The sequence below is a fragment of the Citrobacter freundii complex sp. 2025EL-00176 genome (genome assembly GCF_053309355.1).
The window spans coordinates 1-26,591 of record NZ_JBRYHT010000024.1; the positions used below are offsets into that span (position 1 = coordinate 1).

The window sequence follows — 26,591 nt, forward strand, 5'->3', positions numbered from 1 at the left end:
CCGTTACTGATGCGGCGGGCAATACCGCGGATGCGTCACTGGATTACACCATCGACAGCACTATCAGCACGCCGACGGTCACTCTGGATGCAGGCAGCGATAGCGGTGCTTCAGGGGATAACCTTACTAAGGACGACACCCCAACGTTTATCCTGAGTAACATCGATCCTGATGTAACCACCGTAACGGTGACCATCAATGGCGAAACCCACAGCGCCACGCAGGATGAATCAGGCCACTGGACCTGGGCACCTGAAGAGGCACTGGCTGAAGGCACCTGGACGTTGGTGGTGAATGTCAGCGATGCGGCAGGTAATACTGCCAGCCAGTCGGTTGAGTTCACGGTAGATACCCATGTCGAAAATTTCGATGTGACTTTCGATGGTACGAGTAGCCAGGAGCAAACCTGGCAGACCGATGAGTCAACCTTATCGTTTAGCGGGCATGGCGAAGCGGGAGCCTTCGTTAGCGTCTCACTGGATAATGGCGATGCGCTGACGGCTAACGTGGATAACGACGGTAACTGGAGTCTCCAGCTCGAGGACGTGGCGCAGGGCGAGCATCAGCTTACCTTCACCATTACCGACGCGGCGGGTAACACCAGCACCGTGACGCACGATATAGATGTTGAAACCGCCGACCCGGTGTCACTACGCAGTAGTCTGTACAGCAGCGAGCAGGACACCAAAGACACTATAGAAGTGGAGTTGTCGCATCCGGTCTTTGAGTTCAACCTGGACGCCAGCATTACCCATGCCAGCGTTGAACTGGACGGTGTCACGCATCCACTGGTGCCTTCTACGTCTGGCCCTACGCAGTTCGAAGTGCCCATTGCGCTGGAGGATGGCCCACATTCTCTGGTGTTACGCACGCAGGACAGCGCCGGGAATAGCGAACGTCAGGATATCGCCTTTACGGTGGATACCAGTAGCAGCAGCGTCGTTGCAGGCATGGACAACACCCGCAGCGATGAGAGCGACGTGCCACAATCAGCAGCCGATCAGAGCTCTTCGCATCAAGCAGCCAGCTTCGCGGCACAAGTGATGAGCATTAGCCAGAGCGTCGAAGATAATCAGGACGATCAGCAGCATCACCATCAATAAATAACGGTTTCCCCCGTACAGGATGTGCGGGGGAATGAGTACAAATTCTATGAATGATTTTACGCTATATGATTTAGGCCTTGCTGGCGTTATGCAATACATCGCCAAAAACCACGACTCACGTATTGAAATAGATGAGGCAAAAATACCGGTCACGCTGTCGCAATATGATAAAAACGATCCTAACCATGAAGCGCAGATTAAAAACTATTTTCTGTCATTAGGTCTGATGATCCACGAGGTGAAATTCTCGCGGCCCGACGATCTGCTGAACGAAAATATGCCGCTGATTATATTAACCTCCGACATGCAATGGATGGTGTGTGTCGGGTGCCAGGAAGGGGGGCTACAGCTGGTAAAACGTAACAGCGAGTTGGGTGTCGTTGCGTGCGCCAGAGAAAATATTCAGACAATTTCTGTCTTTCTGATCCAGCCTTTAAGCGGGATGACTGAATCGATAAAAATAAGTTCAATACTAAAATCCGGGTTGCAAAATAATAAAGTTTTTTACAGTAAGTATTTTTTCACTTCACTGTTTATGGCCCTGTTTGCGCTGACGATCCCGGTTTTCAGTAATCTTTACTACGATAAGCTTGTGCCCGGATCATCGACCGCTTCCCTGTTTGGGGTGGTCGGTATCGTACTGGTATTCATCATTTTTGAGTTTTTACTGCGATCCTCGAAAGATATCTATCAGTCGATTGTCTCGCGCCAGGAGGATGTCAATATTGATGTCTCTTTTGTCGAGGCACTGATCTACAACACCACCAAAAGCAGTTCTATGTCCTCAGTTTTTGTTCTCTGGACAGAATTCCAAAAAATTAAGCCGGTATTGTTAAACTCTGTTTTTCAGCGCGTGTCGGATATTCCGGTATTTATTATTTTTTGTGTAATTATTTACATTAATCTCGGCGCGCTGGTGTTAGTGCCCGTGATGATGATGGTGGTGTCGCTACTGTTGGCCTGGGGATATTTCAGGTATACGGAAGTGCTGATGGATAAAATGAAGGAGAGCCAGTCAAATCGTAACGTGTTTATTACTGAATTACTCTATTCCTTACGTACCATCCATACCTTAAACAATAAAAACCTGATGCTTGATTGGGTCAATAGCAGTAACAATCAGTCATGGCTGAGCTTAAAACTGCGCAAGGCTGGTGTCTATTATCAGTCTGCGCTCAGCGCGATGTCGAACCTGAATCAGATCCTGTTGATGGTTTTCGCTTTTTTTCTGGTCATTAAAGGAGAAATCACCACGGGGGCAATTGTCTCTTCCGTTATTGTCTCCGGGCGGATGTCGGGGATCATCTCGGGGTTATCATCAACGCTCTCTACTATTTTTACGACCAATAAAACCATTACGGATTTAATGAAAATGTTTATGCCGGCAGGGCAGGAACATGAGCAAAAATTGCTGCAATCGATCGTTAACGTGCGCGGTGATATCTCTCTACGCGCTCTGAGCTATCAGTACGATCCGCAATTACCAAAAGCGCTGGATACGCTGACGCTGGATATTCCTCATGGGCAGCGGGTGGCAATTATTGGCGAATGTGGTTCCGGGAAAAGCTCGCTGGTTTCCCTGCTCTCTGGCTACTGCCCACCGACTGAGGGCAGTATTATGTATGACGGCTACAATACCCGACATCTGGCGCAAAACTTTTTCAGCCGCTTTATCAGTATGGTGACTAATAACGACACCCTGTTTACCGGCAGCATTGAAAGTAACTTTGCCCTTAAAGATTGCGACAACCGCAAGAAGGTGATCGAGGCGCTTAATCTGGCGAACTGTAACTTTGTGCTCCAGCATCCAATGGGACTGCGTTATCCGGTGATGTTTATGGCGCGTAATTTATCCTCAGGGCAAAACCAGCAGCTGTTATTGGCGCGTAGTTTGAGTAGCGATGCTCAGATTTACTTATGGGATGAGCCAACCTCGAATATGGATGAAATGACCGAACAGCGCATCTTCGATCATCTCGATCACTTTATCAGCGGTAAGACACTGATCATGGTGACGCACCGTCGCTATTTGCTGAAGTATTTCGATCGTGTGCTGGTCATGAAAGGGGGCAAAATCATTCGTGACTGCACGCCGGATAAACTATTAGGGCCAGCAAAAGTCGAGCAGACAAAGCAGCCTGTTCGCGTAACTGTTGCGTCAGCGAACGAAAAACAACCACGGTGACGATATTTTTTCATTGACCGGACTGATTAGTGAGCCGTTTCGCAGCACTAATTTGTTATTGCTGTATCTTCTGCGTGAATGAAGCGAAGGCTTCATATTCAAAAGGAGAATATTGAAATGGGAAAACTCACGGGCAAAACAGCATTGATTACGGGCGCATCTCAGGGTATTGGCGAAGGGATCGCCAGAACGTTTGCCCGCCATGGCGCGAACTTAATCCTGCTGGATATCTCCGATGAGATTGAAAAACTGGCGGATGAGCTGGCTGGACGCGGTCACCGCTGCACGGCGGTTCATGCGGATGTCAGAGATTTTGCTTCGGTCACTGAAGCGGTGAAACGCGCGAAGAAGGTTGAAGGCAAAATCGATATTCTGGTCAACAATGCCGGCGTATGTCGCCTCGGCAACTTCCTTGAGATGAGCGATGAAGATCGCGACTTCCATATTGATATCAATATCAAAGGCGTCTGGAACGTAACAAAAGCCGTGCTGCCGGAGATGATTGATCGCAAAGATGGGCGCATCGTGATGATGTCCTCTGTGACTGGCGATATGGTGGCCGATCCGGGTGAAACGGCCTACGCAATGTCAAAAGCGGCGATTATCGGCTTAACCAAATCGCTGGCGGTGGAATATGCGCAGTCCGGTATTCGCGTAAATGCCATTTGCCCTGGCTACGTTCGCACCCCGATGGCGGAAAATATTGCGCGTCAGTCCAATCCGGACGATCCGGAATCTGTATTAACCGAAATGGCGAAAGCGATCCCGATGCGTCGTCTGGCCTGCCCGCTAGAAGTCGGTGAGCTGGCTGCGTTCCTGGCCTCGGATGAGTCCAGTTATTTAACTGGCACGCAAAACGTGATTGATGGTGGTAGCACCTTGCCTGAAAGCGTTAGCGTCGGCGTCTGATTGATGCCGGTCTCCTCCCCGCGCGATGGGGAGGAGGTACCCCTTATTCTCTTTTCAACTTTCAAATCATCAAACGGTATATAAAACCGTTACTCCTTTAGCACTGGTTATAAATATGATGACCATAAGAAAGTCATTAAATTTATAAGGGTGCGCAATGGCCGTTAACTTACTGAAAAAAAGAACCCTGACGCTGGCCGCAATGCTGTTGCTGGTGGGGCAGGCGCAGGCAACGGAACTGCTGAACAGTTCATACGATGTCTCCCGCGAGCTGTTTGCCGCCCTTAACCCGTCGTTTGAACAGCAATGGGCGAAAGATAACGCCGGCGATAAACTGACGATAAAACAATCTCATGCCGGGTCATCAAAACAGGCGCTGGCAATTTTGCAGGGGCTGAAGGCCGATGTGGTGACCTATAACCAGGTGACAGACGTGCAGATCCTGCATGACAAAGGCAAGCTGATCCCCGCCGACTGGCAAAGCCGTCTGCCGAATAACAGCTCGCCATTCTATTCCACCATGGCGTTTTTAGTGCGGAAGGGTAACCCGAAGAATATCCACGAATGGAACGATCTGGTTCGCCCGGACGTGAAGCTGATTTTCCCCAACCCGAAAACCTCCGGAAATGCGCGCTACACCTATTTAGCGGCATGGGGAGCGGCGGACAAAGCTGACGGCGGCGATAAAGCCAAAACCGAACAATTTATGACCCAGTTCCTGAAAAATGTCGAAGTGTTTGATACCGGCGGTCGCGGTGCAACAACCACCTTCGTGGAACGCGGTCTGGGCGATGTGTTGATCACGTTTGAATCGGAAGTGAACAATATCCGTAAACAGTATGAAGATCAGGGCTTCGAAGTGGTGGTGCCGAAGGTCAACATTCTGGCTGAATTCCCGGTAGCCTGGGTCGATAAGAATGTGCAGGCCAACGGTACTGAAAAAGCGGCGAAAGCGTACCTGAACTGGCTGTACAGCCCACAGGCGCAGACCATCATTACCGATTTCTACTACCGCGTGAACAACCCGCAGGTGATGGACAAGCTGAAAGATAAATTCCCACAGACCGAACTGTTCCGCGTGGAAGACAAGTTTGGTGCGTGGCCTGAGGTGATGAAAACGCACTTTGTCAGCGGCGGCGAGCTGGACAAACTGTTGGCGGCGGGGCGTAAGTAAATGTTTGCTGTTTCTTCCCGACGTGTGCTGCCCGGCTTTACTTTAAGTCTGGGCACCAGCTTACTGTTTGTCTGCCTGATATTGCTGCTGCCGCTGAGCGCGCTGGTGATGCAACTGGCGCAAATGAGCTGGGCGCAATACTGGGAAGTGATTACCAATCCGCAGGTGGTTGCGGCTTATAAAGTGACGCTGCTGTCGGCTTTTGTGGCGTCGATTTTTAACGGCGTCTTCGGTCTGCTGATGGCATGGATCTTAACCCGCTATCGCTTTCCGGGCCGTACGCTGTTGGATGCGCTGATGGATCTGCCGTTTGCGCTGCCTACGGCGGTGGCAGGTCTGACGCTGGCGTCGCTGTTTTCGGTCAATGGCTTCTACGGCGAATGGCTGGCGAAGCTGGATATTAAGGTGACCTACACCTGGCTGGGCATCGCGGTGGCGATGGCCTTTACCAGCATTCCGTTTGTCGTGCGCACCGTACAGCCAGTGCTGGAAGAGTTAGGCCCGGAGTATGAAGAAGCAGCGGAAACGCTCGGTGCCACGCGCTGGCAGAGTTTTCGTAAAGTGGTGCTGCCAGAGCTGTCTCCCGCGTTGGTGGCGGGCGTAGCGCTTTCGTTTACCCGCAGTCTCGGTGAGTTTGGCGCGGTTATTTTTATCGCCGGGAACATCGCATGGAAAACAGAAGTGACCTCGCTGATGATTTTTGTTCGCTTGCAGGAATTTGACTACCCGGCCGCCAGCGCGATTGCTTCTGTGATCCTCGGGGCGTCGTTGCTGCTGTTGTTTTCAATTAACACCCTGCAAAGTCGCTTTGGTCGACGCGTGGTAGGTCACTGATGGCAGACATTACCCAATTGAAACGCTATGACGCACCCCGCATTAACTGGGGTAAATGGTTTCTGATCGGCACGGGCATGCTGGTATCGGCCTTTATATTGCTGGTGCCGATGATTTATATCTTCGTGCAGGCGTTCAGCAAGGGATTAATGCCGGTACTACAGAACCTGGCTGACCCGGATATGCTGCATGCCATTTGGCTCACGGTGCTAATTGCGCTGATTGCGGTGCCGGTGAATCTGGTGTTTGGCGTATTGCTGGCCTGGCTGGTGACTCGCTTCAACTTCCCAGGACGCCAACTGCTGCTGACGCTGCTGGATATTCCCTTTGCCGTCTCGCCGGTGGTTGCTGGTCTGGTGTATCTGCTGTTTTACGGTTCTAACGGTCCGCTGGGCGGTTGGCTGGATGAGCACAACCTGCAAATTATGTTCTCCTGGCCGGGGATGGTGCTGGTGACAGTGTTCGTGACCTGTCCGTTTGTGGTGCGCGAACTGGTGCCGGTAATGTTAAGTCAGGGCAGCAATGAAGACGAAGCGGCGATTTTACTGGGCGCTTCCGGCTGGCAGATGTTTCGCCGCGTCACGCTGCCAAATATCCGTTGGGCGTTGCTGTATGGCGTGGTGCTGACCAATGCCCGTGCGATAGGCGAATTCGGCGCGGTGTCGGTGGTTTCCGGCTCGATTCGCGGCGAAACCTTGTCCCTACCACTACAGATTGAATTACTGGAGCAGGACTATAACGCCGTCGGCTCCTTTACCGCCGCCGCGCTGTTGACGCTGATGGCGATTATTACCCTGTTTTTGAAGAGCATGTTGCAATGGCGTCTGGAGAACCAGGAGAAACGCGCGCAGCAGGAGGAAAATCATGAGCATTGAGATTGCCAATATTAAGAAGTCTTTTGGTCGCACCCAGGTGCTGAACGATATCTCGCTGGATATTCCTTCAGGTCAAATGGTGGCTCTGTTGGGGCCATCCGGTTCGGGCAAAACCACGCTGCTGCGTATCATCGCCGGGCTGGAGCATCAGTCCAGCGGGCATATTCGTTTTCACGGCACCGACGTCAGTCGTTTGCACGCCCGCGACCGTAAGGTGGGGTTTGTATTTCAACACTATGCGCTGTTTCGCCATATGACCGTTTTCGACAACATCGCTTTTGGTTTGACGGTTCTGCCACGGCGAGAACGTCCAAATGCGGCGGCGATCAAAGCCAAAGTGACCAAACTGCTGGAGATGGTTCAGTTGGCTCATCTGGCGGATCGTTTCCCGGCACAGCTTTCCGGCGGGCAAAAGCAGCGTGTGGCGTTGGCGCGTGCGCTGGCGGTAGAGCCGCAGATCCTGCTGCTCGACGAACCGTTTGGCGCGCTCGACGCCCAGGTGCGTAAAGAACTGCGCCGTTGGCTGCGTCAGTTGCATGAGGAACTGAAGTTCACCAGCGTGTTTGTCACCCACGATCAGGAAGAAGCGACGGAAGTTGCGGATCGCGTGGTGGTGATGAGTCAGGGTCATATCGAACAGGCCGATGCGCCGGATCAGGTCTGGCGTGAACCGGCTACCCGTTTTGTGCTGGAGTTTATGGGCGAGGTTAACCGCCTGCAGGGGACGATTCGCGGCGGGCAATTCCACGTGGGCGCACACCGCTGGCCGTTGGGCTATACGCCAGGCTATCAGGGACCGGTCGATCTGTTCCTGCGTCCATGGGAAGTGGATGTGAGCCGCCGTACCAGCCTGGACTCGCCTTTGCCAGTGCAGGTGCTGGAAGCCAGTCCGAAAGGACACTACACCCAATTAGTTGTACAACCTCTCGGGTGGTACAACGAGCCACTGACGGTCATCATGCAGGGCGATGATTCCCCGGGCCGCGGTGAACGGCTGTTTGTTGGGCTGCAAAATGCACGTTTGTATAACGGCGACCAGCGTATTGAAACGCGTGAAGAGGAACTTGCCCTGGCGCAATCAGCCTGATAGGTTAATTTGCATAGTTATCGCCCGGTGGCGCTACGCTTACCGGGCTTTTTTACGAGCTGAAAACGTGAACACATTAGAACAAACAATTGGCAATACGCCTCTGGTGAAATTACAACGCCTGGCGCCGGATAACGGCAGCGAAATTTGGGTCAAGCTGGAAGGGAATAATCCCGCGGGTTCGGTGAAAGACCGGGCGGCGCTGTCGATGATTGTCGAAGCGGAAAAGCGTGGGGAAATTAAGCCGGGTGACGTATTGATTGAGGCCACCAGCGGCAATACCGGTATTGCGCTGGCGATGATCGCCGCGCTGAAGGGCTACCGCATGAAGCTGCTGATGCCAGACAACATGAGCCAGGAACGCCGGGCGGCAATGCGTGCCTATGGCGCGGAACTGATTCTGGTCACCAAAGAGCAGGGAATGGAAGGGGCGCGCGATTTAGCCCTCGCTATGTCTGAGCGCGGTGAAGGTAAACTGCTCGATCAGTTCAATAATCCCGATAACCCGTACGCGCATTACACCACCACCGGACCCGAAATCTGGCAGCAGACGTCAGGTCGCATCACGCATTTTGTCTCCAGTATGGGGACAACTGGCACCATTACCGGCGTGTCGCGTTTTCTGCGCGAGCAGGAAAAACCGGTCACTATCGTTGGCCTGCAGCCGGAAGAGGGCAGCAGTATTCCGGGGATTCGCCGCTGGCCTGCGGAATATATGCCGGGCATTTTTAACGCCTCGCTGGTGGATGAGGTGCTGGATATTCATCAGAATGATGCCGAAAACACCATGCGTGAACTGGCCATTCGTGAAGGAATTTTCTGCGGTGTCAGCTCTGGCGGCGCGGTAGCGGGCGCGTTACGTGTCGCACGTGCCACGCCCGGCGCGGTAGTGGTGGCGATCATTTGCGATCGCGGCGATCGCTACCTTTCGACCGGCGTCTTTGGTGAAGAACACTTTAATCAGGGGCTGGGAATTTAACGGGTAGGCCTGATAAGCGTAGCGCCATCAGGCAACCGCCTGGCACGATGGCCGGATAAGCCGTTGCGTGTGTTATCCGGCCAGGGATGTTCAATCGTTACGTTTTTCCACAAGTTTATCAAGGAATTGCCACAGCTTCTCATTCATCTGCTGGTAATCCCAGGCGCGCATCTCTTCAACCGGGCGGAGGAAACGTTTCCCTTCAGCTTCTGCCAGCTCTTGCTCTGAGTGCTGAATTAATCCTTCAACAGCCTCGGCGGTAAACTCCATATGGCACTGGAAACCAAAGACGAAATTACCGTATTGCACGATTTGTCGCGGGCAGCCCTCACTGGTAGCAAGAATTATTGCCTGGTCGGTTAACCCCGGCATGTCGTTGTGCCAGTGACCGACGATAAGCGGTGAGCCGAAATGGCTGAACAACGGGTGCTGTTGGCCTGATTCGGTAAGGGTGATTGGGTAGTGGCCAATCTCTTTTTCCGGGCTTTGACACACCTTCGCGCCCAGCGCTTCGCCAATTAACTGCGAGCCCAAACAGATCCCCACCACGATTTTTCGCGCGGTAATCGCCTGGTTGATCAGATGCTGCTCTGCCTGAGCGTCAAAGTATGGGCACTCTGCCTGCGTGGTGCGGGGCGACTGCGGGCCGCCAAAAACGACCAGCATATCGAAACCATCGGCATTGGCGGGAACCGTTTCTCCGGCGTATACACGTGACCAGGTGATGGTATAGCCGCGTGATTCGGCCCACGGCAGGTACGCGCCAGCAGATTCAAAAGACTCATGAATAACAAAATGAACTCGCACTTTTTCTCTCCTGTTAGCGCTTTAGCGCCTGATGAATATCAGCCGCCAGCTTATCAATGTCGCTGTCTTCTAATGTTGACAGCGTAATGCGTAAACCGTGCGCGGGCGTATTGACGCCGAACACTTCGCCTTCGCGTACCAGCCAGCCGGACTTTGCCAGCGCAAAAGCGATCGCCTGACTGTGATCTTCCAACGGTAACCACAGATTCAGACCGTCACCGACAGGCAGTTCAATGCCATGTTGGCGCAGGGCCGAATTCAGCTTTTGCTGCCGGACGGCGTAAAACTGCTGCGTTTGTGCCAGCGTGTGTTGATAGGTCTCGTCACTCAGGCAGGCGCAGGCTAAATCCTGCAGCAGATGGCTGACCCACTGACTGCCGGAGTTGAGGCGTAAACGCAGTTTCCCGGAGGTGACTGGATCGCTGGCTACAATAGCCAGGCGTAAATCCGGGCCTAAAGTTTTCGACATCGAACGGACAATTGCCCAGTGCGTGGTTTCCGGCGCAATCACCGGATACCAGCGGCAAGCAGACAGCAGCGCAAAGTGGTCGTCTATGATCACCAGCGTCTGCGGATAGCGGGCCAGGACTTCCTGCAATTGCGCCGCGCGGGGTGCGCTCAGACTGCATCCTGTCGGGTTGTGGGCGCGCGGGGTCAGAATCACCGCCCGTGCGCCTTTTTGTAATGCGCACTCCAGCATGGCGGGCTGCATACCTTCACTGTCGACGCTAACCGGATTGGCGGTAAATCCGGCATAGCGCAGCATGTTGATGCTGCTCAAAAAGCACGGGTCTTCTACAGCCACGCTATCGCCGGGCAGTAAATGGGCACACAGCAGGCGCTCAATGGCGTCGATGGCGCCGCTGGTGATATCAATTTCCCCTTCGCGGGACATGGCATTTTGCATCCATTGTGATGCCCACACCTTAAGTCCAGGTGATACAGCGGCATCGCCGTACAAGCGCGGATTCTTATTTATCTTCGCGAAATAACTACTCAGGTCAGGAAGCCGTGAGGGCGCTGGATTACCGCCGGAAAGATCGATTAGTGGGGTATCCGGGTCGCCACCTTCCAGCGCGACGGGGGCCGAAATCCCCTTGATTACGGTGCCGTTACGTCCCTGGCTTTGCGCCAGCCCGCTGGTGACCAGGCGTTTATAAGCCGCCGCGACAGTATTACGGTTAACGTTTAATGCCGTTGCCAGTTCCCGCACTGGCGGTAACGTTTCGCCCGCAGCCAGCGTGCCTGTAGCGACATGTTGACGGATACTGTCAAAAATTTCGTTAGCGGTTTTTCCGTCGATCATTATTGACCTATGACAAAATGAATTTTAGCATATGACGATAATAATGAGGCGTAAGCGCGCTGTCCAGCGAGAGGAGAAATTTATGGAGCAGGGGAGTGATATTCAGTCAGTGCTCTTCGACGACAAGCATCGGGCATTACAGACCGATATTGTCGCCGTCCAGTCACAGGTGATATATGGCAGCGTAGGCAACAGTATCGCTGTTCCGGCTATTAAAGCGCAGGGATTACGCGTGACGGCTGTCCCCACGGTACTGTTCAGTAACACCCCACATTATGAAACCTTTTACGGCGGTGTTATTCCGCCCGAGTGGTTTAGCGGTTATCTCCGCGCCTTAAATGAGCGTGATGCTCTGCGCGAGCTGAAGGCGGTCACCACGGGGTATATGGGCAGCGCGGAGCAGATCGCGCTGTTGGCGCAGTGGCTGGAAACGGTACGGGCTACACATCCGCAACTGTGCATTCTGGTCGACCCGGTGATTGGCGATACGGACAGCGGCATGTATGTTAAAGCCGAAATCCCGGAGGCTTATCGTCAGCGCCTGCTGCCGTTGGCTCAGGGACTGACGCCGAACGTATTTGAGCTGCAAATGCTGAGCGGCAAGCCGTGCCGCACGCTTGATGAAGCTATAGCAGCGGCCCAATCATTGCTTAACGACACGCTGAAATGGGTGGTGATCACCAGTGCGCCGGGCGATAGCGAAGAGGTTATTAATGTGGCAGTGGTGACGGCTGAAACGGTTGAGGTGTTAGCCCACCCGCGGGTGAAAACGGATCTAAAGGGGACTGGCGATCTGTTCTGTGCCGAACTGGTGAGCGGTATTGTGTTGGGTAAAGCACTGACGACCGCGACGCATGATGCCGCACAACGCGTGCTGGAAGTGATGACGTGGACTCACCTGTGCGGTTGTGATGAATTAATTCTGCCACCGGCAGGGGAGGCACGATGAAGAGTTATCGGCTGGTGGTTCGCCAGCATGGACGTTTAGTCGGGCATTTTGATACCAGCGGGACAGAGGCGCTGGAAGACATTTGTGTCGCACGGGCGATGTTTGGTATTGCGGGTGGGTATGATTGTGAACTGCTGGTGTCTGATTGCGAAAGGCGGATGCTGGAAAGCGGACCGGAAGGGATGAAAATCCTGATGCGCGAGGCGTGTTATCGGCCGATGACCTCACAAATTTAACGACGCCATCCGTTAGATAAAACAATGGCGCCATCTGGCGCCATTGTTCTCTGCGGCAAGAATTACTTCTTGATGCGGATAACCGGAGTTTCACCCACGGTCACGCTACCGGACAGTTTGATCAGCTCTTTGATTTCGTCCATGTTGGAGATAACAACCGGAGTCAGGGTAGACTTGGCTTTTTCTTCCAGCAGCGGCAGATCGAATTCAATAACCGGGTCGCCCACTTTAACGCGTTGACCTTCTTCAGCGATACGCTTGAAGCCTTCGCCTTTCAGTTCAACGGTATCAATACCGAAGTGAACAAACAGCTCAATGCCGCTGTCGGATTCGATAGAGAAAGCGTGGTTGGTTTCAAAGATTTTGCCGATGGTGCCATCAACAGGGGCGACCATTTTGTTACCTGTTGGTTTGATAGCGATGCCATCACCAACGATTTTTTCAGCAAAAACTACATCCGGCACGTCTTCGATGTTGACGATCTCGCCAGAGAGCGGAGCAACAATCTCAATAGTTCCGGTGTCTTTCTTATCATCAGAAACCAGAGATTTCAGTTTATCGAACAAACCCATGATCTTCTCCTAAGCAGTAAATTGGGCCGCATCTCGTGGATTAGCAGATTGTTTTTTCTTCAATGAACTTGTTAACCAGCGTCATTAACTCGTCCGTTGTCGGTTGAGCAAGAGCCTGCTCTGCTAACACCTTCGCATCTTCGAAGTTCGTGTTACGGATAATCTTCTTAATGCGCGGGATAGAAATGGCGCTCATAGAGAATTCGTCCAGACCCATCCCCAGCAACAGAAGTGTAGCACGTTCGTCGCCTGCAAGCTCACCACACATGCCAGTCCATTTGCCTTCAGCATGAGAAGCATCAATAACTTGCTTGATCAGCGTCAGCACAGATGGCGACATCGGTTGGTAAAGGTGTGAAATCATATCATTACCACGGTCAACTGCCAGGGTGTACTGCGTTAAATCATTGGTGCCGATACTAAAGAAATCAACTTCTTTGGCTAAATGACGCGCAATCGTTGCCGCTGCCGGTGTTTCCACCATCACGCCAATCTCAATGCTTTCGTCAAATGCTTTACCTTCGTCGCGCAGTTCCTGTTTGTAGATTTCAATCTCTTTGCGCAGTGCACGCACTTCTTCAACAGAGATGATCATCGGGAACATGATGCGCAGTTTACCGAAAGCAGAGGCTCGCAGGATAGCGCGAACCTGGTCACGCAGGATCTCTTTACGATCCATGGCGATACGCACGGCGCGCCAGCCCAGGAACGGGTTCTCTTCTTTCGGGAAGTTCATGTACGGCAGCTCTTTATCGCCGCCGATGTCCATGGTACGGACGATGACCGCCTGAGAGCCACAGGCTTCAGCTACGGCTTTATACGCAGCGAACTGTTCTTCTTCAGTCGGCAGCGATTCACGGTCCATGAACAGGAATTCGGTGCGGTACAGACCCACACCTTCAGCGCCGTTACGCTCAGCGCCTTCAACGTCACGAACGGTACCGATGTTGGCGCAAACTTCAACCTGATGTCCGTCCAGCGTGATAGCCGGCAGATCTTTCAGTTTTGCGAGTTCCGCTTTCTCGGTCGCAACCTGCTCCTGAACGGCACGCAGTTGCTCAATAACGTCGTTGGTCGGATTGACATAAACCTGGTTGTTTACGGCATCCAGAATCAGATAATCGTCGTTTTTCACCTGAGAGGTGACGCTACCCGTACCGACGATGGCAGGCAGTTCCAGAGAACGCGCCATGATGGAGGTGTGGGAAGTACGTCCACCCGCGTCAGTGATGAAACCCAGTACCTTGTTCAGGTTCAACTGTGCGGTTTCTGACGGGGTCAGGTCTGCGGCAACCAGGATAACTTCTTCCTGGATAGCGCTCAGGTCGATAATTGCCAGACCCAGAATGTTACGCAGCAGGCGTTTACCGATGTCACGTACGTCTGCCGCACGTTCTTTCAGGTATTCATCATCCAGCTCTTCCAGGGCTGTGGCCTGACCTTCGATAACTTCATGCGCAGCTGCATCAGCCGTCATGTGCTTATCTTTAATCAGGGCTATGATTTCCTGCTCCAGCTCCTCATCTTCGAGCAGCATGATATGCCCTTCAAAGATGGCTTCTTTTTCTTCACCGAACGTTTCACCAGCTTTGGTTTTGATCGCTTCCAGTTGCGCAGATGCCTTGGCACGACCGCTCAGAAAACGTTCAACTTCCTGATCAACCTTGTCGGCAGAAATTTTTTTCCGGTCAATGACGATTTCGTCTTCTTTCAGCAGCAGTGCTTTGCCGAAAGCGATACCCGGGGATGCTAAAATGCCTGAAATCATAACCCTACCTTACTTGTGACTGATATTTAAAAGAACTCGTTGAACTTACTCGAGTTCAGCCATCAGTTTTACCAGATGCTCAACTGCTTTCTGCTCGTCTTCACCTTCTGCGGACAGGGTGACAACGGTACCCTGAGTCAGGCCCAGAGTCTGCAGTTTAAACAGGCTTTTGGCGCTAGCGCTTTTGCCGTTGGAAGTCACAGTAATTTCAGAAGTAAAACCTTTTGCTTCTTTAACAAACTGAGCAGCAGGGCGAGTATGCAGACCGTTCGGAGCGGTAATGGTAACTTCTTGCTGGAACATTATATTTCCCCAACTTATAGGTTTAGTGTTGTGGAACTAAAGTCTAGCCTGGCGGCTCAACTTTAGCCTGTATTGTTAGCATCGGCGTAAACTGGACGCGACACAAAAGGAGTTCGGTGCAATCCGTTGCTGGCAACTTCTTGCCGCTGACGTTTCGTTCGTCATTAAACATTATGCCGCGAAAGGAAGAGTTGAACCAAATCATAAAATCGATTCAGCTAGCGCTTTTCCTGTAACGATTAATTTCGCGCATCAAAATAATTAGTTTGGTTAAATACCAGTTCCGGCGGGCTGAATCAATGCCAGGAGGGTTGAAACTTTGAAGCAGGCCACAAAAAAGCACCCAAAAGGGTGCTTTTTTACGCGTTTTTAACATGCTGGTATTACTGTTGCAGTTCTTTCTCAGTGAAGAGATCGGCAAACAGTGCAGTGCTCAGATAACGCTCACCCGATGACGGTAGAATAACCACTATATTCTTATTGGTAAAGGTTTCATCTTCCTGGAGCTTAAGCGCGGCAGCCACCGCAGCACCGGAAGAGATACCCGCCAGAATACCTTCTTCTTCCATCAGGCGACGCGCGGTAGAAATAGCTTCATCGTTGGTGATGGCAACGACTTTATCGATAAGCTTCAAATCAAGGTTACCTGGAATGAAGCCTGCGCCAATACCCTGAATTTTGTGCGGACCAGGTTTGAGTTCTTCACCCGCCAGGGCCTGAGCGATAACTGGGGAGTCAGTCGGTTCTACCGCGACGGTAATCAGATCCGTTTTACCTTTGGTGCCTTTAATGTAACGGGTCACGCCAGTCAGCGTACCGCCGGTGCCGACGCCGGAAATAAAGACATCAACCTGGCCATCGGTATCTTCCCAGATTTCCGGGCCGGTCGTTTTTTCGTGGATTTCCGGGTTGGCCGGGTTGCTGAACTGCTGCAGCAGCAGGAACTTCTCCGGATCGCTGGCCACAATTTCTTCCGCTTTCTGGATCGCGCCCTTCATCCCTTTTGCGCCTTCGGTCAGCACGAGGTTCGCGCCCAGCGCTTTTAAGAGCTTACGGCGTTCAATGCTCATGGTTTCCGGCATGGTTAACGTCAACTTGTAACCACGTGCGGCGGCAACGTAGGCCAGCGCAATCCCGGTGTTACCGCTGGTCGGTTCAACCAGCTCAACGCCCGGTTTCAGCACCCCACGTTTTTCGGCATCCCAAATCATATTGGCACCGATACGGCATTTGACGCTAAAGCTCGGGTTACGTGATTCCACCTTCGCCAGAATGCGTCCGTTACCGATACGGTTCAGTCGAACCAGCGGCGTATGACCGATAGTCAGCGAGTTGTCTTCAAAAATCTTACTCATGGCCTGTCCTTAACTGTATGAAATTGGGATACCGCTTCAGCATACCTGTTGAGAAAGTATGGGGAAGTAAGGAAATCGCATATCTATATGCTGATGGGAAATAATGCCTTGCAGTATGGAATAAGAGCGGGCATAAGCCAGCCCGCTTTTACACATTTTTGCATTACTTCCATAACGCGTGCTTAGCACGATAACAGTCTACCCACATCGCCGTGGCGCCACAAACCGCCACCGGCATGATGAACAGATTGAGCACCGGGATCATGGTGAACAGGCTGGTCAACGCGCCAAACTGCATATTGGTCACCTTACGCGTACGCAGCGCAATGCGCATTTCCTTAAAGGGAACCTTATGGTTATCAAACGGATAATCGCAATACTGAATGGCCAGCATCCACGCGCTGAACAGGAACCACAGCACCGGGGCGACGGTTTGTCCAATGCCGGGAATAAAATAGAGGATCAGCAACACGAAAGCGCGCGGGAGATACCACGCGAGCTTTTGCCATTCACGCTTCATAATGCGTGGAACGTCTTTCATGATGCCGAGAACGCCAGTGTCGGGTGGCGTTGCGCCCGTTAAGCGCGCTTCAAGTTGCTCCGCCAGTAAACCGTTAAACGGTGCGGCAATCCAGTTGGCAATGGTGGAGAACAGGTAGCCGAACACTAACAGTACGGAGATGGTGACGATCGGCCACAGTAAATAGCTGAGCCATTGAAGCCAGTCAGGTACGTGGCTCATCAACGCAGGGATCCAGCTATCGAGTTGGGTAAATAACCACCAGAATGCGCCGCCCATCAACAGGATATTCACCAGCAAAGGCAGAATAACAAACCGACGAATGCCCGGTTGGGAGATGAGCTTCCATCCCTGAGAAAAGTAATAAAGGCCGCTGCGAGGTACAACTGCAGATGATGAAACCATGGTCAGGACATACTCCTTGTTATATAAGCTCTGGTAAACTTGGCGTATCTTACCGGGTTGTTGAGCGTTAAGCTGTTCGGAAATGTTCGAAAAAACAGCAAAAAGCACAATTTTGTTCATCTTTATGCCGTGAAAGCCAAGAGTGCACTTGCACTTGGCGTAATCGACAAATACTCTTAGTGAGTAAATGTTTGCCGTGGTGGCAAGGTGTTAGAACAACAGAGAATATAATGATGCAGGATTTGCGTCTGATATTAATCATTGTTGGCGCGATCGCCATAATCGCTTTACTGGTACATGGTTTTTGGACTAGCCGTAAAGAGCGGTCTTCTATATTCCGCGATCGCCCACTGAAACGCATGAAGTCTAAACGTGAAGACGAGGATTCGTTCGACGACAATGTCGAGGAAGACGAAGGCGTGGGCGAAGTTCGCGTTCATCGTGTGAATCATGCTCCCGGTAACGCGCAGGAACATGGTGTTCCTCCTCAGTCGCCGCAACACCAGTACCAGCCGCCTTATGCGTCTGCTCAGCCGCGTCCAACCGCGCAGCAGCCTGCACAAGCGCCGGTACCGCCGCCGCATGTTCAGCAGCCGCCTCAGCCTGTTCAACCGCAGCAGCCGGTGCAACATCAGTCTGTTCAGCCGCAGCCGGTTCAGCATCAGCCCGTTGCCCCTCAGGTGCAGCAGGCTCCGCAACCTGCGCCACAAACCTTCCAGCCAGCAGAGCCTGTTGTTGAACATCAACCGCAGCCTGAGCCGGTCGTTGAAGAAGCGCCTGTTGCAGAAAAACCGCAGCGTAAAGAAGCTGTCATCATTATGAACGTTGCGGCTCACCATGGTAGCGAGCTCAACGGTGAAGTGCTGCTCAACAGCATTCAGCAAGCCGGTTTTAAATTTGGCGATATGAATATTTTCCATCGTCACCTGAGCCCGGATGGCAGCGGCCCGTCGCTGTTTAGTCTTGCCAACATGGTTAATCCTGGGACGTTTGACCCGGAGATGACGGGCGACTTCAGCACGCCTGGCGTGACTATTTTTATGCAAGTTCCGTCCTATGGCGACGAGCTGCAAAACTTTAAGCTGATGCTGCAGTCTGCGCAGCACATTGCTGATGAAGTTGGCGGTGTGGTGCTCGACGATCAACGTCGTATGATGACGCCGCAGAAACTGCGCGAATATCAGGACCGCATCCGCGAAGTTAAAGAATCTCACGCCTGATTTTGTTCTGGCGTGACATTTCCTTGCTAAACCCCCGCCTGTCGGGGGTTTTTTATCATTGATGGTGCGATATGGAATCAATCGAACAACAACTGACAGAACTGCGAACCACGCTTCGCCATCATGAGTATCTCTACCATGTGATGGACGCGCCGGAAATTCCCGATGCGGAATATGATCGCCTGATGCGCGAACTGCGCGAGCTGGAAGCACAGCATCCGGACCTGGTTACCCCTGACTCGCCAACCCAACGCGTTGGCGCCGCTCCGTTAACGGCATTCAGCCAGATTCGCCATGAAGTGCCAATGCTGTCGCTGGATAACGTATTTGATGAAGAGAGTTTTCTCGCCTTCAACAAGCGCGTGCAGGACCGACTGAAGAGCACCGATAAGCTGACCTGGTGCTGTGAACTGAAACTGGACGGTCTGGCGGTCAGTATCCTGTATGAAAACGGCGTGCTGGTCAGTGCCGCAACGCGCGGTGATGGCACTACGGGGGAGGACATTACCTCGAACGTGCGCACTATCCGCGCGATCCCGTTAAAACTGCGTGGCGAAAATATTCCCACCCGTCTGGAAGTGCGCGGTGAAGTGTTCCTGCCACAGGCCGGATTTGAAAAAATTAATGAAGAAGCCCGCCGTACTGGTAATAAAGTGTTTGCTAACCCGCGTAACGCGGCGGCCGGGTCATTACGCCAGCTTGATCCACGTATCACGGCGAAGCGACCGCTTACTTTCTTCTGCTATGGCGTGGGTGTGCTGGAAGGCGGCGTGCTGCCTGATACTCACCTCGGCCGTCTGCTGCAGTTTAAAGAGTGGGGACTGCCGGTAAGCGACAGGGTAGCGCTGTGTGACTCGCCGGAGGAAGTACTCGCTTACTACCATAAGGTTGAAGAGGACCGACCGACGTTGGGCTTCGATATCGACGGCGTGGTGATTAAAGTTAACTCCATGGCGTTGCAGGAGCAACTGGGCTTTGTCGCTCGCGCGCCGCGCTGGGCGGTGGCCTTTAAGTTCCCGGCGCAGGAGCAGATGACCTTTGTACGCGATGTGGAGTTCCAGGTCGGACGTACCGGGGCGATTACGCCCGTCGCTCGTCTTGAGCCGGTTCAGGTTGCCGGGGTTCTGGTCAGTAACGCCACTCTGCATAATGCCGATGAAATCGATCGTCTGGGGTTGCGTATTGGCGATAAAGTCGTTATTCGCCGGGCGGGGGATGTGATCCCGCAGGTCGTCAACGTGGTGCTTTCCGAGCGCCCGGAAGAGACGCGTGAAATCGTATTCCCACAGCATTGTCCGGTGTGTGGATCGGATGTTGAACGTGTGGAAGGCGAAGCGGTCGCTCGCTGTACCGGTGGCTTGATTTGCGGGGCACAGCGTAAGGAATCGCTGAAACATTTCGTTTCCCGCCGTGCGCTCGACGTTGACGGTATGGGCGACAAAATTATCGATCAACTGGTCGAGAAAGAGTATGTCCATACGCCAGCAGATCTTTTCACCCTGACGGCAGGCAAGCTGACCGGACTCGATCGGATGGGGCCAAAGTCGGCGCAAAACGTGGTGAATGCGCTGGAAAAAGCGAAAGAAACGACGTTTGCCCGTTTCCTCTACGCGCTGGGCATTCGTGAAGTCGGCGAGGCCACTGCCGCAGGTCTGGCGGCCTATTTCGGCACACTGGATGCGCTGGAAGCGGCCTCTATTGAAGAGCTGCAAAAGGTGCCGGATGTCGGCATTGTGGTCGCGACCCACGTGTTTAATTTCTTTGCCGAAGAGAGCAACCGCGAGGTGATTGTTCAGCTCCTGGCGCAGGGGATTCACTGGCCTGCGCCAGTGGTTATCAACGCTGAGGAAATCGACAGTCCCTTTGCGGGCAAAACCGTGGTGCTGACCGGAAGCCTGAGCCTGATGTCGCGTGATGACGCCAAAGCACGGTTGACCGAACTGGGCGCGAAAGTGGCCGGTAGCGTGTCGAAGAAAACCGATCTGGTGATTGCCGGCGAAGCGGCGGGTTCGAAACTGGCAAAAGCGCAGGAACTGGGTATTACCGTGATTGATGAAGCTGAAATGATCCGCTTACTGGGTGCCTGAGATGGAAAAAGAGCAGCTGGTTGACATAGCCAACACTGTGATGCCCTTTGGCAAATATAAGGGGCGTCGGCTGATTGATGTCCCGGAAGAGTATCTGCTGTGGTTTGCCCGTAAGGATGAATTTCCGCCGGGCAAACTGGGCGAGCTGATGCAAATCACGCTGCTGATTAAAACTGAGGGGCTGACGCAGCTGGTGCAGCCCTTGAAACGCCCGCTTTAAGCCTTCGCGGCGCGGCTTTTCTGCTGCGCCTGCAATGCGTCCGTCTGTTGCTTGTAGCGATGGGCCAGCACGGCGCAGACCATCAGCTGAATTTGATGGAAGATCATCAAAGGCAGCACCATCATGCCAATCACCGACGTCGGGAACAGAATATTTGCCATTGGGATCCCATTCGCCAGGCTCTTTTTCGAACCGCAAAAGACAATGGTGATTTCATCGGCTTTATTGAAGCCGCATTTCCGGGCAACACAGACGTTTATACCAATCACAATTGCCAGCAGAACGATGCTGACCACGCTGATAAATAGCAGTGAGCCAATCCCCACTTTGTGCCAGATCCCGTTAACGACGGCTTCGCTAAAGGCGGAGTACACCACCAGTAAAATGGAGGATTGGTCCGTTTTGGCGATCCATTTTTTATGTCGTGATACCCAGTCACCAATCCATGGACGCGAAAGATGTCCCAGCACGAATGGCAGCAGCAGTTGCAGCATAATTTTCCCCACCTGCTCCAGGCTGCCTTCTGCGCCGTGCATGTTCATCACCAACCCTACCAGCAGCGGTGAAAGGAAAATACCCAGCAGGCTGGAGGCCGAAGCGGAGCACACGGCGGCGGCGACGTTACCTCCCGCCAGCGATGTAAAGGCGATGGCCGACTGCACCGTGGCCGGCAAAATACACAGATACAGGAAACCGGAATACAGCATCGGATCAACGTTGACCGGCGCCCACCAGGCGAACAGAACGCCCAGAACCGGGAAGACGACGAAAGTGCTGCACATGACCCACAGATGCAAACGCCAGTGGCTACCGCCAGCAATAATGGCCTCACGCGACAGCTTTGCCCCGTGCATAAAAAACAGCAGGGCAATGGCGGCGGTGGTTAAGCCTTCAAAAAAAGGGACAAAACCGCCCTCAGCCGGGAAAAAGGAGGCCAGTAAAACGACGGTAATTAACGTTATCGTGAACGGATCAAGAATACGAAAAAGTTTCATAAAAGCTCCTGAAATTCGGTAGGAACATTTTGCGTTTTTCCGTTTGAGAAATAAAATTGATTTATTGCATCCATATATGAATCGAATAGATGAATTACTCTCTGCGTCAGCTCCGTATCTTTGTTACCGTCGCTCAGGCCAAAAGTTTTAGCCGGGCGGGGGATATCATTGGCTTAAGCCAGTCGGCGGTCAGCCATAGCGTTAAAGAGCTGGAAGGGCAGACGGGCGTCCGATTATTAGACAGAACGACCCGGGAAGTGGTACTGACAGAAGCTGGACACCAGCTGGCGGCGCGACTGGAGCGTATTCTGGATGAACTGCACAGCACCCTGCGTGAAGCAGGCCAGGTGGGGACGCAGTTAACCGGAACGGTGCGCGTTGCCGCCAGCCAGACGATCTCCGCGCACCTGATTCCACAGTGTATTGCCCAGAGTAATCAGCTGTATCCTGCGATCGATTTTGTGCTGCACGACAGGCCCCAGCAGTGGGTATTGGAAAGTATTCGCCAGGGAGAAGTCGATTTTGGCATTGTGATAGATCCTGGTGCCGTGACCGACCTGCAGTGTGAAGCCGTGCTGTCTGAACCTTTCTTGTTGCTGTGTCGGCAGGATCATCCGTTAGCCCAGCGGGAATGGGTAAACTGGCAGGATCTCTATCATGAGCGTTTGGTGCTCCAGGATTACGCTTCCGGCAGTCGACCGCTGATCGATGCGGCGCTGGCCCACTTTTCGATTGATGCCAATATTGTTCAGGAGATTGGTCATCCAGCCACGCTGTTTCCGATGGTAGAGGCGGGCATTGGTATCAGCGTACTGCCCGCGCTAGCGCTCCCCTTACCGCAGGGTAGCCATTTACAGGTTAAACGTCTGACACCGGTGGTTGAACGGCAACTGATGCTGGCGCGACGTAAAAACCGTTCTTTATCCACCGCGGCTCAGGCGTTGTGGGACGTGGTGCGCATGCAGGCCAGTGAGTTAACTGCTGGTCGTGCGTGCGATCCGCTGTATCAGATATAAACAGCCCCATGCCACTTCTGGCAGAAAAATAATGTGAATTCAAACCAGTTTAGCGCACCTCATCGATACTGATTTGCTATCGCTTGTCGGGATAAACGGTATTGGTAATCGATTGCGTAGTCTCGCTATAACAGTGCAGTACGCTACGTCATTTTCGATTACTCAGTATTAAGGACATCTCATGAGCCACTCCCTTTTCTCGCAAAATCCCTGGTATAGCGCTGACATTATTCGTGGTTACAAGCCGGATTTCACGCCGCGTGTCGCCTTTATCCTTGGTTCTGGTCTGGGCGCGTTGGCGGATCAAATTGAGGATGCGGTGGCTATCTCCTACGAGAAACTGCCGGGATTCCCGGTGAGTACCGTACACGGCCATGCCGGTGAACTGGTGCTGGGAAATCTGGCGGGCGTACCGGTAGCCTGTATGAAAGGTCGCGGGCATTTTTATGAAGGGCGCGGTATGACGGTGATGACCGATGCCATTCGTACACTGAAGCTGCTGGGCTGTGAACTGTTATTTTGTACTAATGCCGCAGGTTCCCTCCGCCCTGAAGTTGGGCCGGGTAGTCTGGTTGCGCTTAGCGATCACATCAATACGATGCCTGGTACACCGATGGTGGGACTTAACGATGAGCGTTTTGGCGAGCGATTCTTTTCGCTGGCGAATGCCTATGATGCTGACTATCGTGCAATCCTGCAAACCGTGGCCGCAGAAGAAGGTTTCCCGCTGAGCGAAGGCGTATTTGTCTCTTATCCGGGACCAAACTTTGAAACCGCGGCAGAAATCCGCATGATGCAAATCATTGGTGGCGATGTGGTGGGGATGTCGGTGGTGCCTGAAGTTATCTCTGCCCGCCACTGCGGTCTGAAAGTGGTTGCGGTTGCAGCTATTACTAACCTGGCTGAAGGGTTGGGCGATGTGAAATTATCTCACGCGCAGACGCTGGCGGCAGCGGAACTCTCACGGCAGAATTTTATCAATCTGATCTGCGGCTTTTTGCGCAAACTGGCCTGAATAATTAAAAAATGACCCCGCTTGCGGGGTCTTACTTTTTGGCAAGGAACGGGAAAATGGGTATCGCATCTCGCTTAAAGCTCATGTCGTTTTTGCAATATTTTATCTGGGGGAGCTGGCTGGTTACCCTGGGTTCTTACATGATCAACACCCTGGATTTTACCGGCGCGAATGTGGGTATGGTCTACAGCTCGAAAGGGCTGGCAGCGATAATCATGCCGGGCATTATGGGTATCATTGCCGATAAATGGTTGCGTGCCGAACGCGCCTATATGCTTTGTCATCTGGTCTGCGCGGGTGTGTTGCTATACGCTACCACCGTTACCGATCCCCAGACGATGTTTTGGGTGATGTTGGTTAACGCGATGGCATATATGCCGACGATTGCATTATCGAACAGCGTCTCATACTCGTGCCTTGCACAATCGGGTCAGGACCCAGTCACCGCTTTCCCTCCCATTCGCGTGTTTGGCACTATAGGGTTTATCGTGGCCATGTGGACGGTGAGTCTGATGGGACTGGAACTGAGTAGTGCGCAACTGTATATCGCTTCTGGGGCATCGTTATTGCTGGCCCTGTATGCGCTTACGTTGCCGAAAATTCCGGTTGCCGAGAAGAAAGCGAACACCACGCTTGCCAGCAAGCTCGGGCTGGATGCTTTTGTCCTGTTTAAAAATCCACGCATGGCAATCTTCTTTTTGTTTGCGATGATGTTGGGGGCGGTACTGCAAATCACTAATGTCTTCGGCAACCCGTTCCTGCATGATTTTGCCCGTAATCCAGAGTTTGCCGACAGTTTTGTGGTCAAGTATCCCTCTATCTTGCTTTCAGTTTCGCAGATGGCGGAAGTGGGCTTCATCCTGACTATCCCGTTCTTCCTCAAACGCTTTGGTATTAAAACGGTAATGCTGATGAGCATGCTGGCGTGGACGCTGCGCTTTGGTTTTTTTGCCTTTGGCGATCCGTCCCCGCTCGGCTTTGTTATGCTGCTGATGTCGATGATTGTCTACGGTTGCGCGTTTGATTTCTTCAATATTTCAGGATCGGTGTTTGTAGAGCAGGAAGTGAGTTCTAACATTCGCGCCAGTGCGCAGGGGCTGTTTATGACCATGGTTAACGGCGTGGGCGCTTGGGTTGGCTCGATCCTGAGCGGGATGGCGGTAGATTACTTCTCTGTCGATGGCGTTAAGGATTGGCAAACTATCTGGCTGGTGTTTGCCGCGTATGCGTTAGCGCTTGCGGTTATCTTTGCGTTGTTCTTCAAATATAAACATGACCCTGAAAGACGTGTGCAGAAATCACTGGCACATTAACGTGACATTAGCGGCGGGATCCTGACCCCGCCGTTTCATGTTCGGCGCTGCGATGTGGTAACTTTGCGCATTATCCTTTGTCCTCAGGAGCGCATTATCCATGGAACGCACGCACCGTATCGATCTGAAGTTACTGCGTTATTTTCTTGCTGTCGCAGAAGAACTGCATTTTGGACGCGCTGCTGCTCGCCTGAATATGTCGCAACCACCGCTCAGTACGCATATTAAAGAGCTGGAACAACAGCTCGGCACTTTGCTATTTATCCGACATTCCCGCAGCGTGGCCTTAACTCATGCCGGAAAAATTTTGATGGAAGAGTCGCGCCGATTGCTATCCAGTGCGAATCAGGCGCTGGCGAGAGTAGAGCAAATTGGTCGCGGCGACGCAGGGCGGATTGAGCTCGGTGTTATCGGTACGGCGATGTGGGGAAAAATGCGTCCAGTGATGCGGCGTTTTTTAAAAGATAACCCTAACGTTGAGGTGCTGTTTCGCGAGAATATGCCTGCCATGCAGATGACGATGCTGGAACGACGTGAGCTGGATGCGGGAATTTGGCGGATGGCCACTGAGCCTTCTCCTGGATTTACCAGCCTGCGTTTGCATGAATCCTCTTTCCTGGTGGCAATGCCTGAAGAGCATCCATTGGCTGAACTTGCCGCGATACCCTTGGAAGCATTGCGGAACGAATATTTTGTCACGATGCCGTCCATTCATACCGACTGGGCATTTTTACAGCGCGTTTGCCAAAGCGCCGGATTTTCGCCAATGATTATTCGCGAGCTGAAGGAGCCGCAAACGGTGTTGGCGATGATCAGTATGGGGGTTGGAATTACGTTGATTGCAGACAGTTATGCGCAAATGAGCTGGCCGGGTGTGGTGTTCCGTCCGTTAGAGGAACGTATTCCGGCGGATTTGTATATTGTGTATGACCAGCAGCAGGCAACGCCAGCACTGGAGAAACTGGTGGCGGCGTTGACGGTATGATGTCTGCGCCGGATGGCGACTGACGTCTTATCCGGCCTACGCGTGCGGTGTTGTCTGCGCCGGATGGCGACTGACGTCTTATCCAGCCTAAGTGTGCGGTGTTGCCTGTAGGCCTGATAAGCGCAGCGCATCAGGCAAGCAGGTTCGAATCTTCCATATTGCAGATAGCAAAAAGGCGCCTTTAGGGCGCCTTTTTACATTGGTGGGTCGTGCAGGATGACTCGCTTCGCTCGCCCTTCGGGCCGTCGCCGTAAACGGCTCCGTTGTCTCACTACGTTCGACCCGAACCTGCTGCAGGTTCGAATCTTCCATATTGCAGATAGCAAAAAGGCGCCTTTAGGGCGCCTTTTTACATTGGTGGGTCGTGCAG

General features: G+C 52.8%; 25 protein-coding genes, 1 other RNA gene and 1 pseudogene. 18 read left to right on the forward strand and 9 right to left on the reverse strand.

From position 1 onward, the window contains the following. Positions 1–83: 83 nt before the first annotated feature. From ACVXHP_RS23785 to cysM, 9 genes and pseudogenes are all read left to right on the forward strand, one after another. A pseudogene (locus ACVXHP_RS23785) lies at positions 84–293 on the forward strand (Ig-like domain-containing protein); the annotation flags it as partial. A 78-nt stretch (positions 294–371) separates the two neighbouring features. Beyond that, on the forward strand, positions 372–1,103 hold the full coding sequence (locus tag ACVXHP_RS23790) for an Ig-like domain-containing protein (protein ID WP_447572284.1): 732 nt from the start codon (positions 372–374) through the stop codon (positions 1,101–1,103). Positions 1,104–1,137: 34 nt separating this feature from the next. Continuing rightward, positions 1,138–3,291 carry a peptidase domain-containing ABC transporter gene (locus tag ACVXHP_RS23795; RefSeq protein WP_447572277.1) on the forward strand — a complete coding sequence of 718 codons (2,154 nt, stop codon included), beginning with the start codon at positions 1,138–1,140 and terminating at the stop codon, positions 3,289–3,291. Positions 3,292–3,408: 117 nt separating this feature from the next. After that, positions 3,409–4,200, forward strand: a complete 792-nt coding sequence (gene ucpA, locus ACVXHP_RS23800) for an SDR family oxidoreductase UcpA (protein ID WP_042306926.1) — start codon at positions 3,409–3,411, stop codon at positions 4,198–4,200. Positions 4,201–4,357: 157 nt separating this feature from the next. After that, positions 4,358–5,374: a sulfate ABC transporter substrate-binding protein gene (locus ACVXHP_RS23805; protein ID WP_200005518.1), complete on the forward strand. Its 1,017-nt coding sequence runs from the start codon at positions 4,358–4,360 to the stop codon at positions 5,372–5,374. Continuing rightward, a complete protein-coding gene (cysT, locus tag ACVXHP_RS23810) occupies positions 5,375–6,208 on the forward strand; it encodes a sulfate/thiosulfate ABC transporter permease CysT (protein WP_038642497.1) in 834 nt (277 codons plus the stop codon). Next, positions 6,208–7,083 (forward strand): sulfate/thiosulfate ABC transporter permease CysW, encoded by an 876-nt coding sequence (cysW, locus tag ACVXHP_RS23815; protein ID WP_447572278.1) that lies wholly within the window; start codon positions 6,208–6,210, stop codon positions 7,081–7,083. The genes cysT and cysW overlap by 1 nt, the downstream gene beginning before the upstream one ends. Continuing rightward, complete coding sequence (cysA, locus tag ACVXHP_RS23820) at positions 7,073–8,170, forward strand: sulfate/thiosulfate ABC transporter ATP-binding protein CysA (RefSeq protein WP_008785410.1); 1,098 nt, start codon at positions 7,073–7,075, stop codon at positions 8,168–8,170. The genes cysW and cysA overlap by 11 nt, the downstream gene beginning before the upstream one ends. Before the next feature lie 67 nt (positions 8,171–8,237). Next, positions 8,238–9,149 carry a cysteine synthase CysM gene (gene cysM, locus ACVXHP_RS23825; RefSeq protein ID WP_316130227.1) on the forward strand — a complete coding sequence of 304 codons (912 nt, stop codon included), beginning with the start codon at positions 8,238–8,240 and terminating at the stop codon, positions 9,147–9,149. Positions 9,150–9,239: 90 nt separating this feature from the next. Here the strand turns inward: cysM and ACVXHP_RS23830 are convergent, their stop codons facing one another. Next, positions 9,240–9,956, reverse strand: a complete 717-nt coding sequence (locus ACVXHP_RS23830; RefSeq protein ID WP_316130228.1) for a type 1 glutamine amidotransferase — start codon at positions 9,954–9,956, stop codon at positions 9,240–9,242. 13 nt (positions 9,957–9,969) lie between these two features. Then, on the reverse strand, positions 9,970–11,262 hold the full coding sequence (ptsJ, locus tag ACVXHP_RS23835) for a MocR-like B6 salvage transcription factor PtsJ (protein WP_447572279.1): 1,293 nt from the start codon (positions 11,260–11,262) through the stop codon (positions 9,970–9,972). 82 nt (positions 11,263–11,344) lie between these two features. On the opposite strand from ptsJ, the gene pdxK reads away from it, so the two are divergent. Both pdxK and ACVXHP_RS23845 read left to right on the forward strand, forming a co-directional pair. Further along, positions 11,345–12,211 (forward strand): pyridoxine/pyridoxal/pyridoxamine kinase, encoded by an 867-nt coding sequence (gene pdxK, locus ACVXHP_RS23840; RefSeq protein WP_447572280.1) that lies wholly within the window; start codon positions 11,345–11,347, stop codon positions 12,209–12,211. Further along, on the forward strand, positions 12,208–12,447 hold the full coding sequence (locus ACVXHP_RS23845) for a cytoplasmic protein (protein ID WP_316130231.1): 240 nt from the start codon (positions 12,208–12,210) through the stop codon (positions 12,445–12,447). Before pdxK ends, ACVXHP_RS23845 begins: the two co-directional genes overlap by 4 nt. 62 nt (positions 12,448–12,509) lie before the next feature. On the opposite strand, the gene crr is transcribed toward ACVXHP_RS23845, so the two are convergent. The 5 genes from crr to cysZ all read right to left on the reverse strand — a co-directional run bounded on the left by crr (position 12,510) and on the right by cysZ (position 17,370). Further along, the gene (crr, locus tag ACVXHP_RS23850) at positions 12,510–13,019 is read right to left on the reverse strand and encodes a PTS glucose transporter subunit IIA (RefSeq protein WP_000522253.1); all 510 of its coding nucleotides are present in this window, start codon (positions 13,017–13,019) and stop codon (positions 12,510–12,512) included. Between the two features lie 40 nt (positions 13,020–13,059). Further along, entirely contained in the window at positions 13,060–14,787 is a 1,728-nt protein-coding gene (gene ptsI, locus ACVXHP_RS23855) for a phosphoenolpyruvate-protein phosphotransferase PtsI (protein ID WP_003038080.1), read from the reverse strand. Positions 14,788–14,832: 45 nt separating this feature from the next. Next, complete coding sequence (gene ptsH / locus ACVXHP_RS23860) at positions 14,833–15,090, reverse strand: phosphocarrier protein Hpr (RefSeq protein WP_002913505.1); 258 nt, start codon at positions 15,088–15,090, stop codon at positions 14,833–14,835. A gap of 383 nt (positions 15,091–15,473) precedes the next feature. Continuing rightward, positions 15,474–16,445: a cysteine synthase A gene (cysK, locus tag ACVXHP_RS23865; RefSeq protein ID WP_003038091.1), complete on the reverse strand. Its 972-nt coding sequence runs from the start codon at positions 16,443–16,445 to the stop codon at positions 15,474–15,476. Between the two features lie 163 nt (positions 16,446–16,608). Then, the gene (gene cysZ / locus ACVXHP_RS23870; RefSeq protein WP_137350002.1) at positions 16,609–17,370 is read right to left on the reverse strand and encodes a sulfate transporter CysZ; all 762 of its coding nucleotides are present in this window, start codon (positions 17,368–17,370) and stop codon (positions 16,609–16,611) included. Positions 17,371–17,600: 230 nt separating this feature from the next. Here cysZ and zipA point away from each other — a divergent pair, with 230 nt between their 5' ends. The 3 genes from zipA (at position 17,601) to ACVXHP_RS23885 (ending at position 20,897) form a co-directional block, all read left to right on the forward strand. After that, the gene (gene zipA, locus ACVXHP_RS23875) at positions 17,601–18,590 is read left to right on the forward strand and encodes a cell division protein ZipA (protein WP_447572281.1); all 990 of its coding nucleotides are present in this window, start codon (positions 17,601–17,603) and stop codon (positions 18,588–18,590) included. A gap of 71 nt (positions 18,591–18,661) precedes the next feature. After that, positions 18,662–20,677 (forward strand): NAD-dependent DNA ligase LigA, encoded by a 2,016-nt coding sequence (gene ligA / locus ACVXHP_RS23880; protein ID WP_447572282.1) that lies wholly within the window; start codon positions 18,662–18,664, stop codon positions 20,675–20,677. 1 nt (position 20,678) lies between these two features. Continuing rightward, positions 20,679–20,897, forward strand: a complete 219-nt coding sequence (locus ACVXHP_RS23885; RefSeq protein WP_016153921.1) for a DUF3820 family protein — start codon at positions 20,679–20,681, stop codon at positions 20,895–20,897. Here ACVXHP_RS23885 and ACVXHP_RS23890 read toward each other — a convergent pair. Next, complete coding sequence (locus ACVXHP_RS23890; RefSeq protein WP_447572283.1) at positions 20,894–21,892, reverse strand: bile acid:sodium symporter family protein; 999 nt, start codon at positions 21,890–21,892, stop codon at positions 20,894–20,896. The genes ACVXHP_RS23885 and ACVXHP_RS23890 overlap by 4 nt on opposite strands. An 89-nt stretch (positions 21,893–21,981) precedes the next feature. On the opposite strand from ACVXHP_RS23890, the gene ACVXHP_RS23895 reads away from it, so the two are divergent. The 4 genes from ACVXHP_RS23895 to ACVXHP_RS23910 all read left to right on the forward strand — a co-directional run bounded on the left by ACVXHP_RS23895 (position 21,982) and on the right by ACVXHP_RS23910 (position 26,221). Then, entirely contained in the window at positions 21,982–22,908 is a 927-nt protein-coding gene (locus tag ACVXHP_RS23895; RefSeq protein ID WP_200005527.1) for a LysR family transcriptional regulator, read from the forward strand. Between the two features lie 181 nt (positions 22,909–23,089). Then, positions 23,090–23,923 carry a xanthosine phosphorylase gene (gene xapA / locus ACVXHP_RS23900; RefSeq protein ID WP_137360910.1) on the forward strand — a complete coding sequence of 278 codons (834 nt, stop codon included), beginning with the start codon at positions 23,090–23,092 and terminating at the stop codon, positions 23,921–23,923. 56 nt (positions 23,924–23,979) lie between these two features. After that, the gene (locus ACVXHP_RS23905; protein ID WP_137360911.1) at positions 23,980–25,236 is read left to right on the forward strand and encodes a nucleoside permease; all 1,257 of its coding nucleotides are present in this window, start codon (positions 23,980–23,982) and stop codon (positions 25,234–25,236) included. A gap of 100 nt (positions 25,237–25,336) precedes the next feature. After that, a complete protein-coding gene (locus ACVXHP_RS23910) occupies positions 25,337–26,221 on the forward strand; it encodes a LysR family transcriptional regulator (RefSeq protein WP_200005529.1) in 885 nt (294 codons plus the stop codon). Between the two features lie 200 nt (positions 26,222–26,421). On the opposite strand, the gene ACVXHP_RS23915 is transcribed toward ACVXHP_RS23910, so the two are convergent. Next, positions 26,422–26,547, reverse strand: a non-coding RNA gene (locus ACVXHP_RS23915) — RtT sRNA. Positions 26,548–26,591: the final 44 nt, after the last annotated feature.

Bases quoted from the DNA above. Each gene is read 5' to 3' on its own strand.
- cysK (WP_003038091.1), bottom strand. From the start codon at position 16,445: ATGAGTAAGATTTTTGAAGACAACTCGCTGACTATCGGTCATACGCCG.
- ACVXHP_RS23805 (WP_200005518.1), top strand. From the start codon at position 4,358: ATGGCCGTTAACTTACTGAAAAAAAGAACCCTGACGCTGGCCGCAATG.
- ptsH (WP_002913505.1), bottom strand. From the start codon at position 15,090: ATGTTCCAGCAAGAAGTTACCATTACCGCTCCGAACGGTCTGCATACT.
- cysZ (WP_137350002.1), bottom strand. From the start codon at position 17,370: ATGGTTTCATCATCTGCAGTTGTACCTCGCAGCGGCCTTTATTACTTT.
- ACVXHP_RS23895 (WP_200005527.1), top strand. From the start codon at position 21,982: ATGAATTACTCTCTGCGTCAGCTCCGTATCTTTGTTACCGTCGCTCAG.
- ACVXHP_RS23890 (WP_447572283.1), bottom strand. From the start codon at position 21,892: ATGAAACTTTTTCGTATTCTTGATCCGTTCACGATAACGTTAATTACC.
- ptsI (WP_003038080.1), bottom strand. From the start codon at position 14,787: ATGATTTCAGGCATTTTAGCATCCCCGGGTATCGCTTTCGGCAAAGCA.
- cysT (WP_038642497.1), top strand. From the start codon at position 5,375: ATGTTTGCTGTTTCTTCCCGACGTGTGCTGCCCGGCTTTACTTTAAGT.
- ucpA (WP_042306926.1), top strand. From the start codon at position 3,409: ATGGGAAAACTCACGGGCAAAACAGCATTGATTACGGGCGCATCTCAG.
- ACVXHP_RS23910 (WP_200005529.1), top strand. From the start codon at position 25,337: ATGGAACGCACGCACCGTATCGATCTGAAGTTACTGCGTTATTTTCTT.
- cysW (WP_447572278.1), top strand. From the start codon at position 6,208: ATGGCAGACATTACCCAATTGAAACGCTATGACGCACCCCGCATTAAC.
- zipA (WP_447572281.1), top strand. From the start codon at position 17,601: ATGATGCAGGATTTGCGTCTGATATTAATCATTGTTGGCGCGATCGCC.
- ACVXHP_RS23795 (WP_447572277.1), top strand. From the start codon at position 1,138: ATGAGTACAAATTCTATGAATGATTTTACGCTATATGATTTAGGCCTT.
- ptsJ (WP_447572279.1), bottom strand. From the start codon at position 11,262: ATGATCGACGGAAAAACCGCTAACGAAATTTTTGACAGTATCCGTCAA.
- xapA (WP_137360910.1), top strand. From the start codon at position 23,090: ATGAGCCACTCCCTTTTCTCGCAAAATCCCTGGTATAGCGCTGACATT.
- crr (WP_000522253.1), bottom strand. From the start codon at position 13,019: ATGGGTTTGTTCGATAAACTGAAATCTCTGGTTTCTGATGATAAGAAA.
- ACVXHP_RS23885 (WP_016153921.1), top strand. From the start codon at position 20,679: ATGGAAAAAGAGCAGCTGGTTGACATAGCCAACACTGTGATGCCCTTT.
- ACVXHP_RS23845 (WP_316130231.1), top strand. From the start codon at position 12,208: ATGAAGAGTTATCGGCTGGTGGTTCGCCAGCATGGACGTTTAGTCGGG.
- ligA (WP_447572282.1), top strand. From the start codon at position 18,662: ATGGAATCAATCGAACAACAACTGACAGAACTGCGAACCACGCTTCGC.
- cysA (WP_008785410.1), top strand. From the start codon at position 7,073: ATGAGCATTGAGATTGCCAATATTAAGAAGTCTTTTGGTCGCACCCAG.
- ACVXHP_RS23905 (WP_137360911.1), top strand. From the start codon at position 23,980: ATGGGTATCGCATCTCGCTTAAAGCTCATGTCGTTTTTGCAATATTTT.
- pdxK (WP_447572280.1), top strand. From the start codon at position 11,345: ATGGAGCAGGGGAGTGATATTCAGTCAGTGCTCTTCGACGACAAGCAT.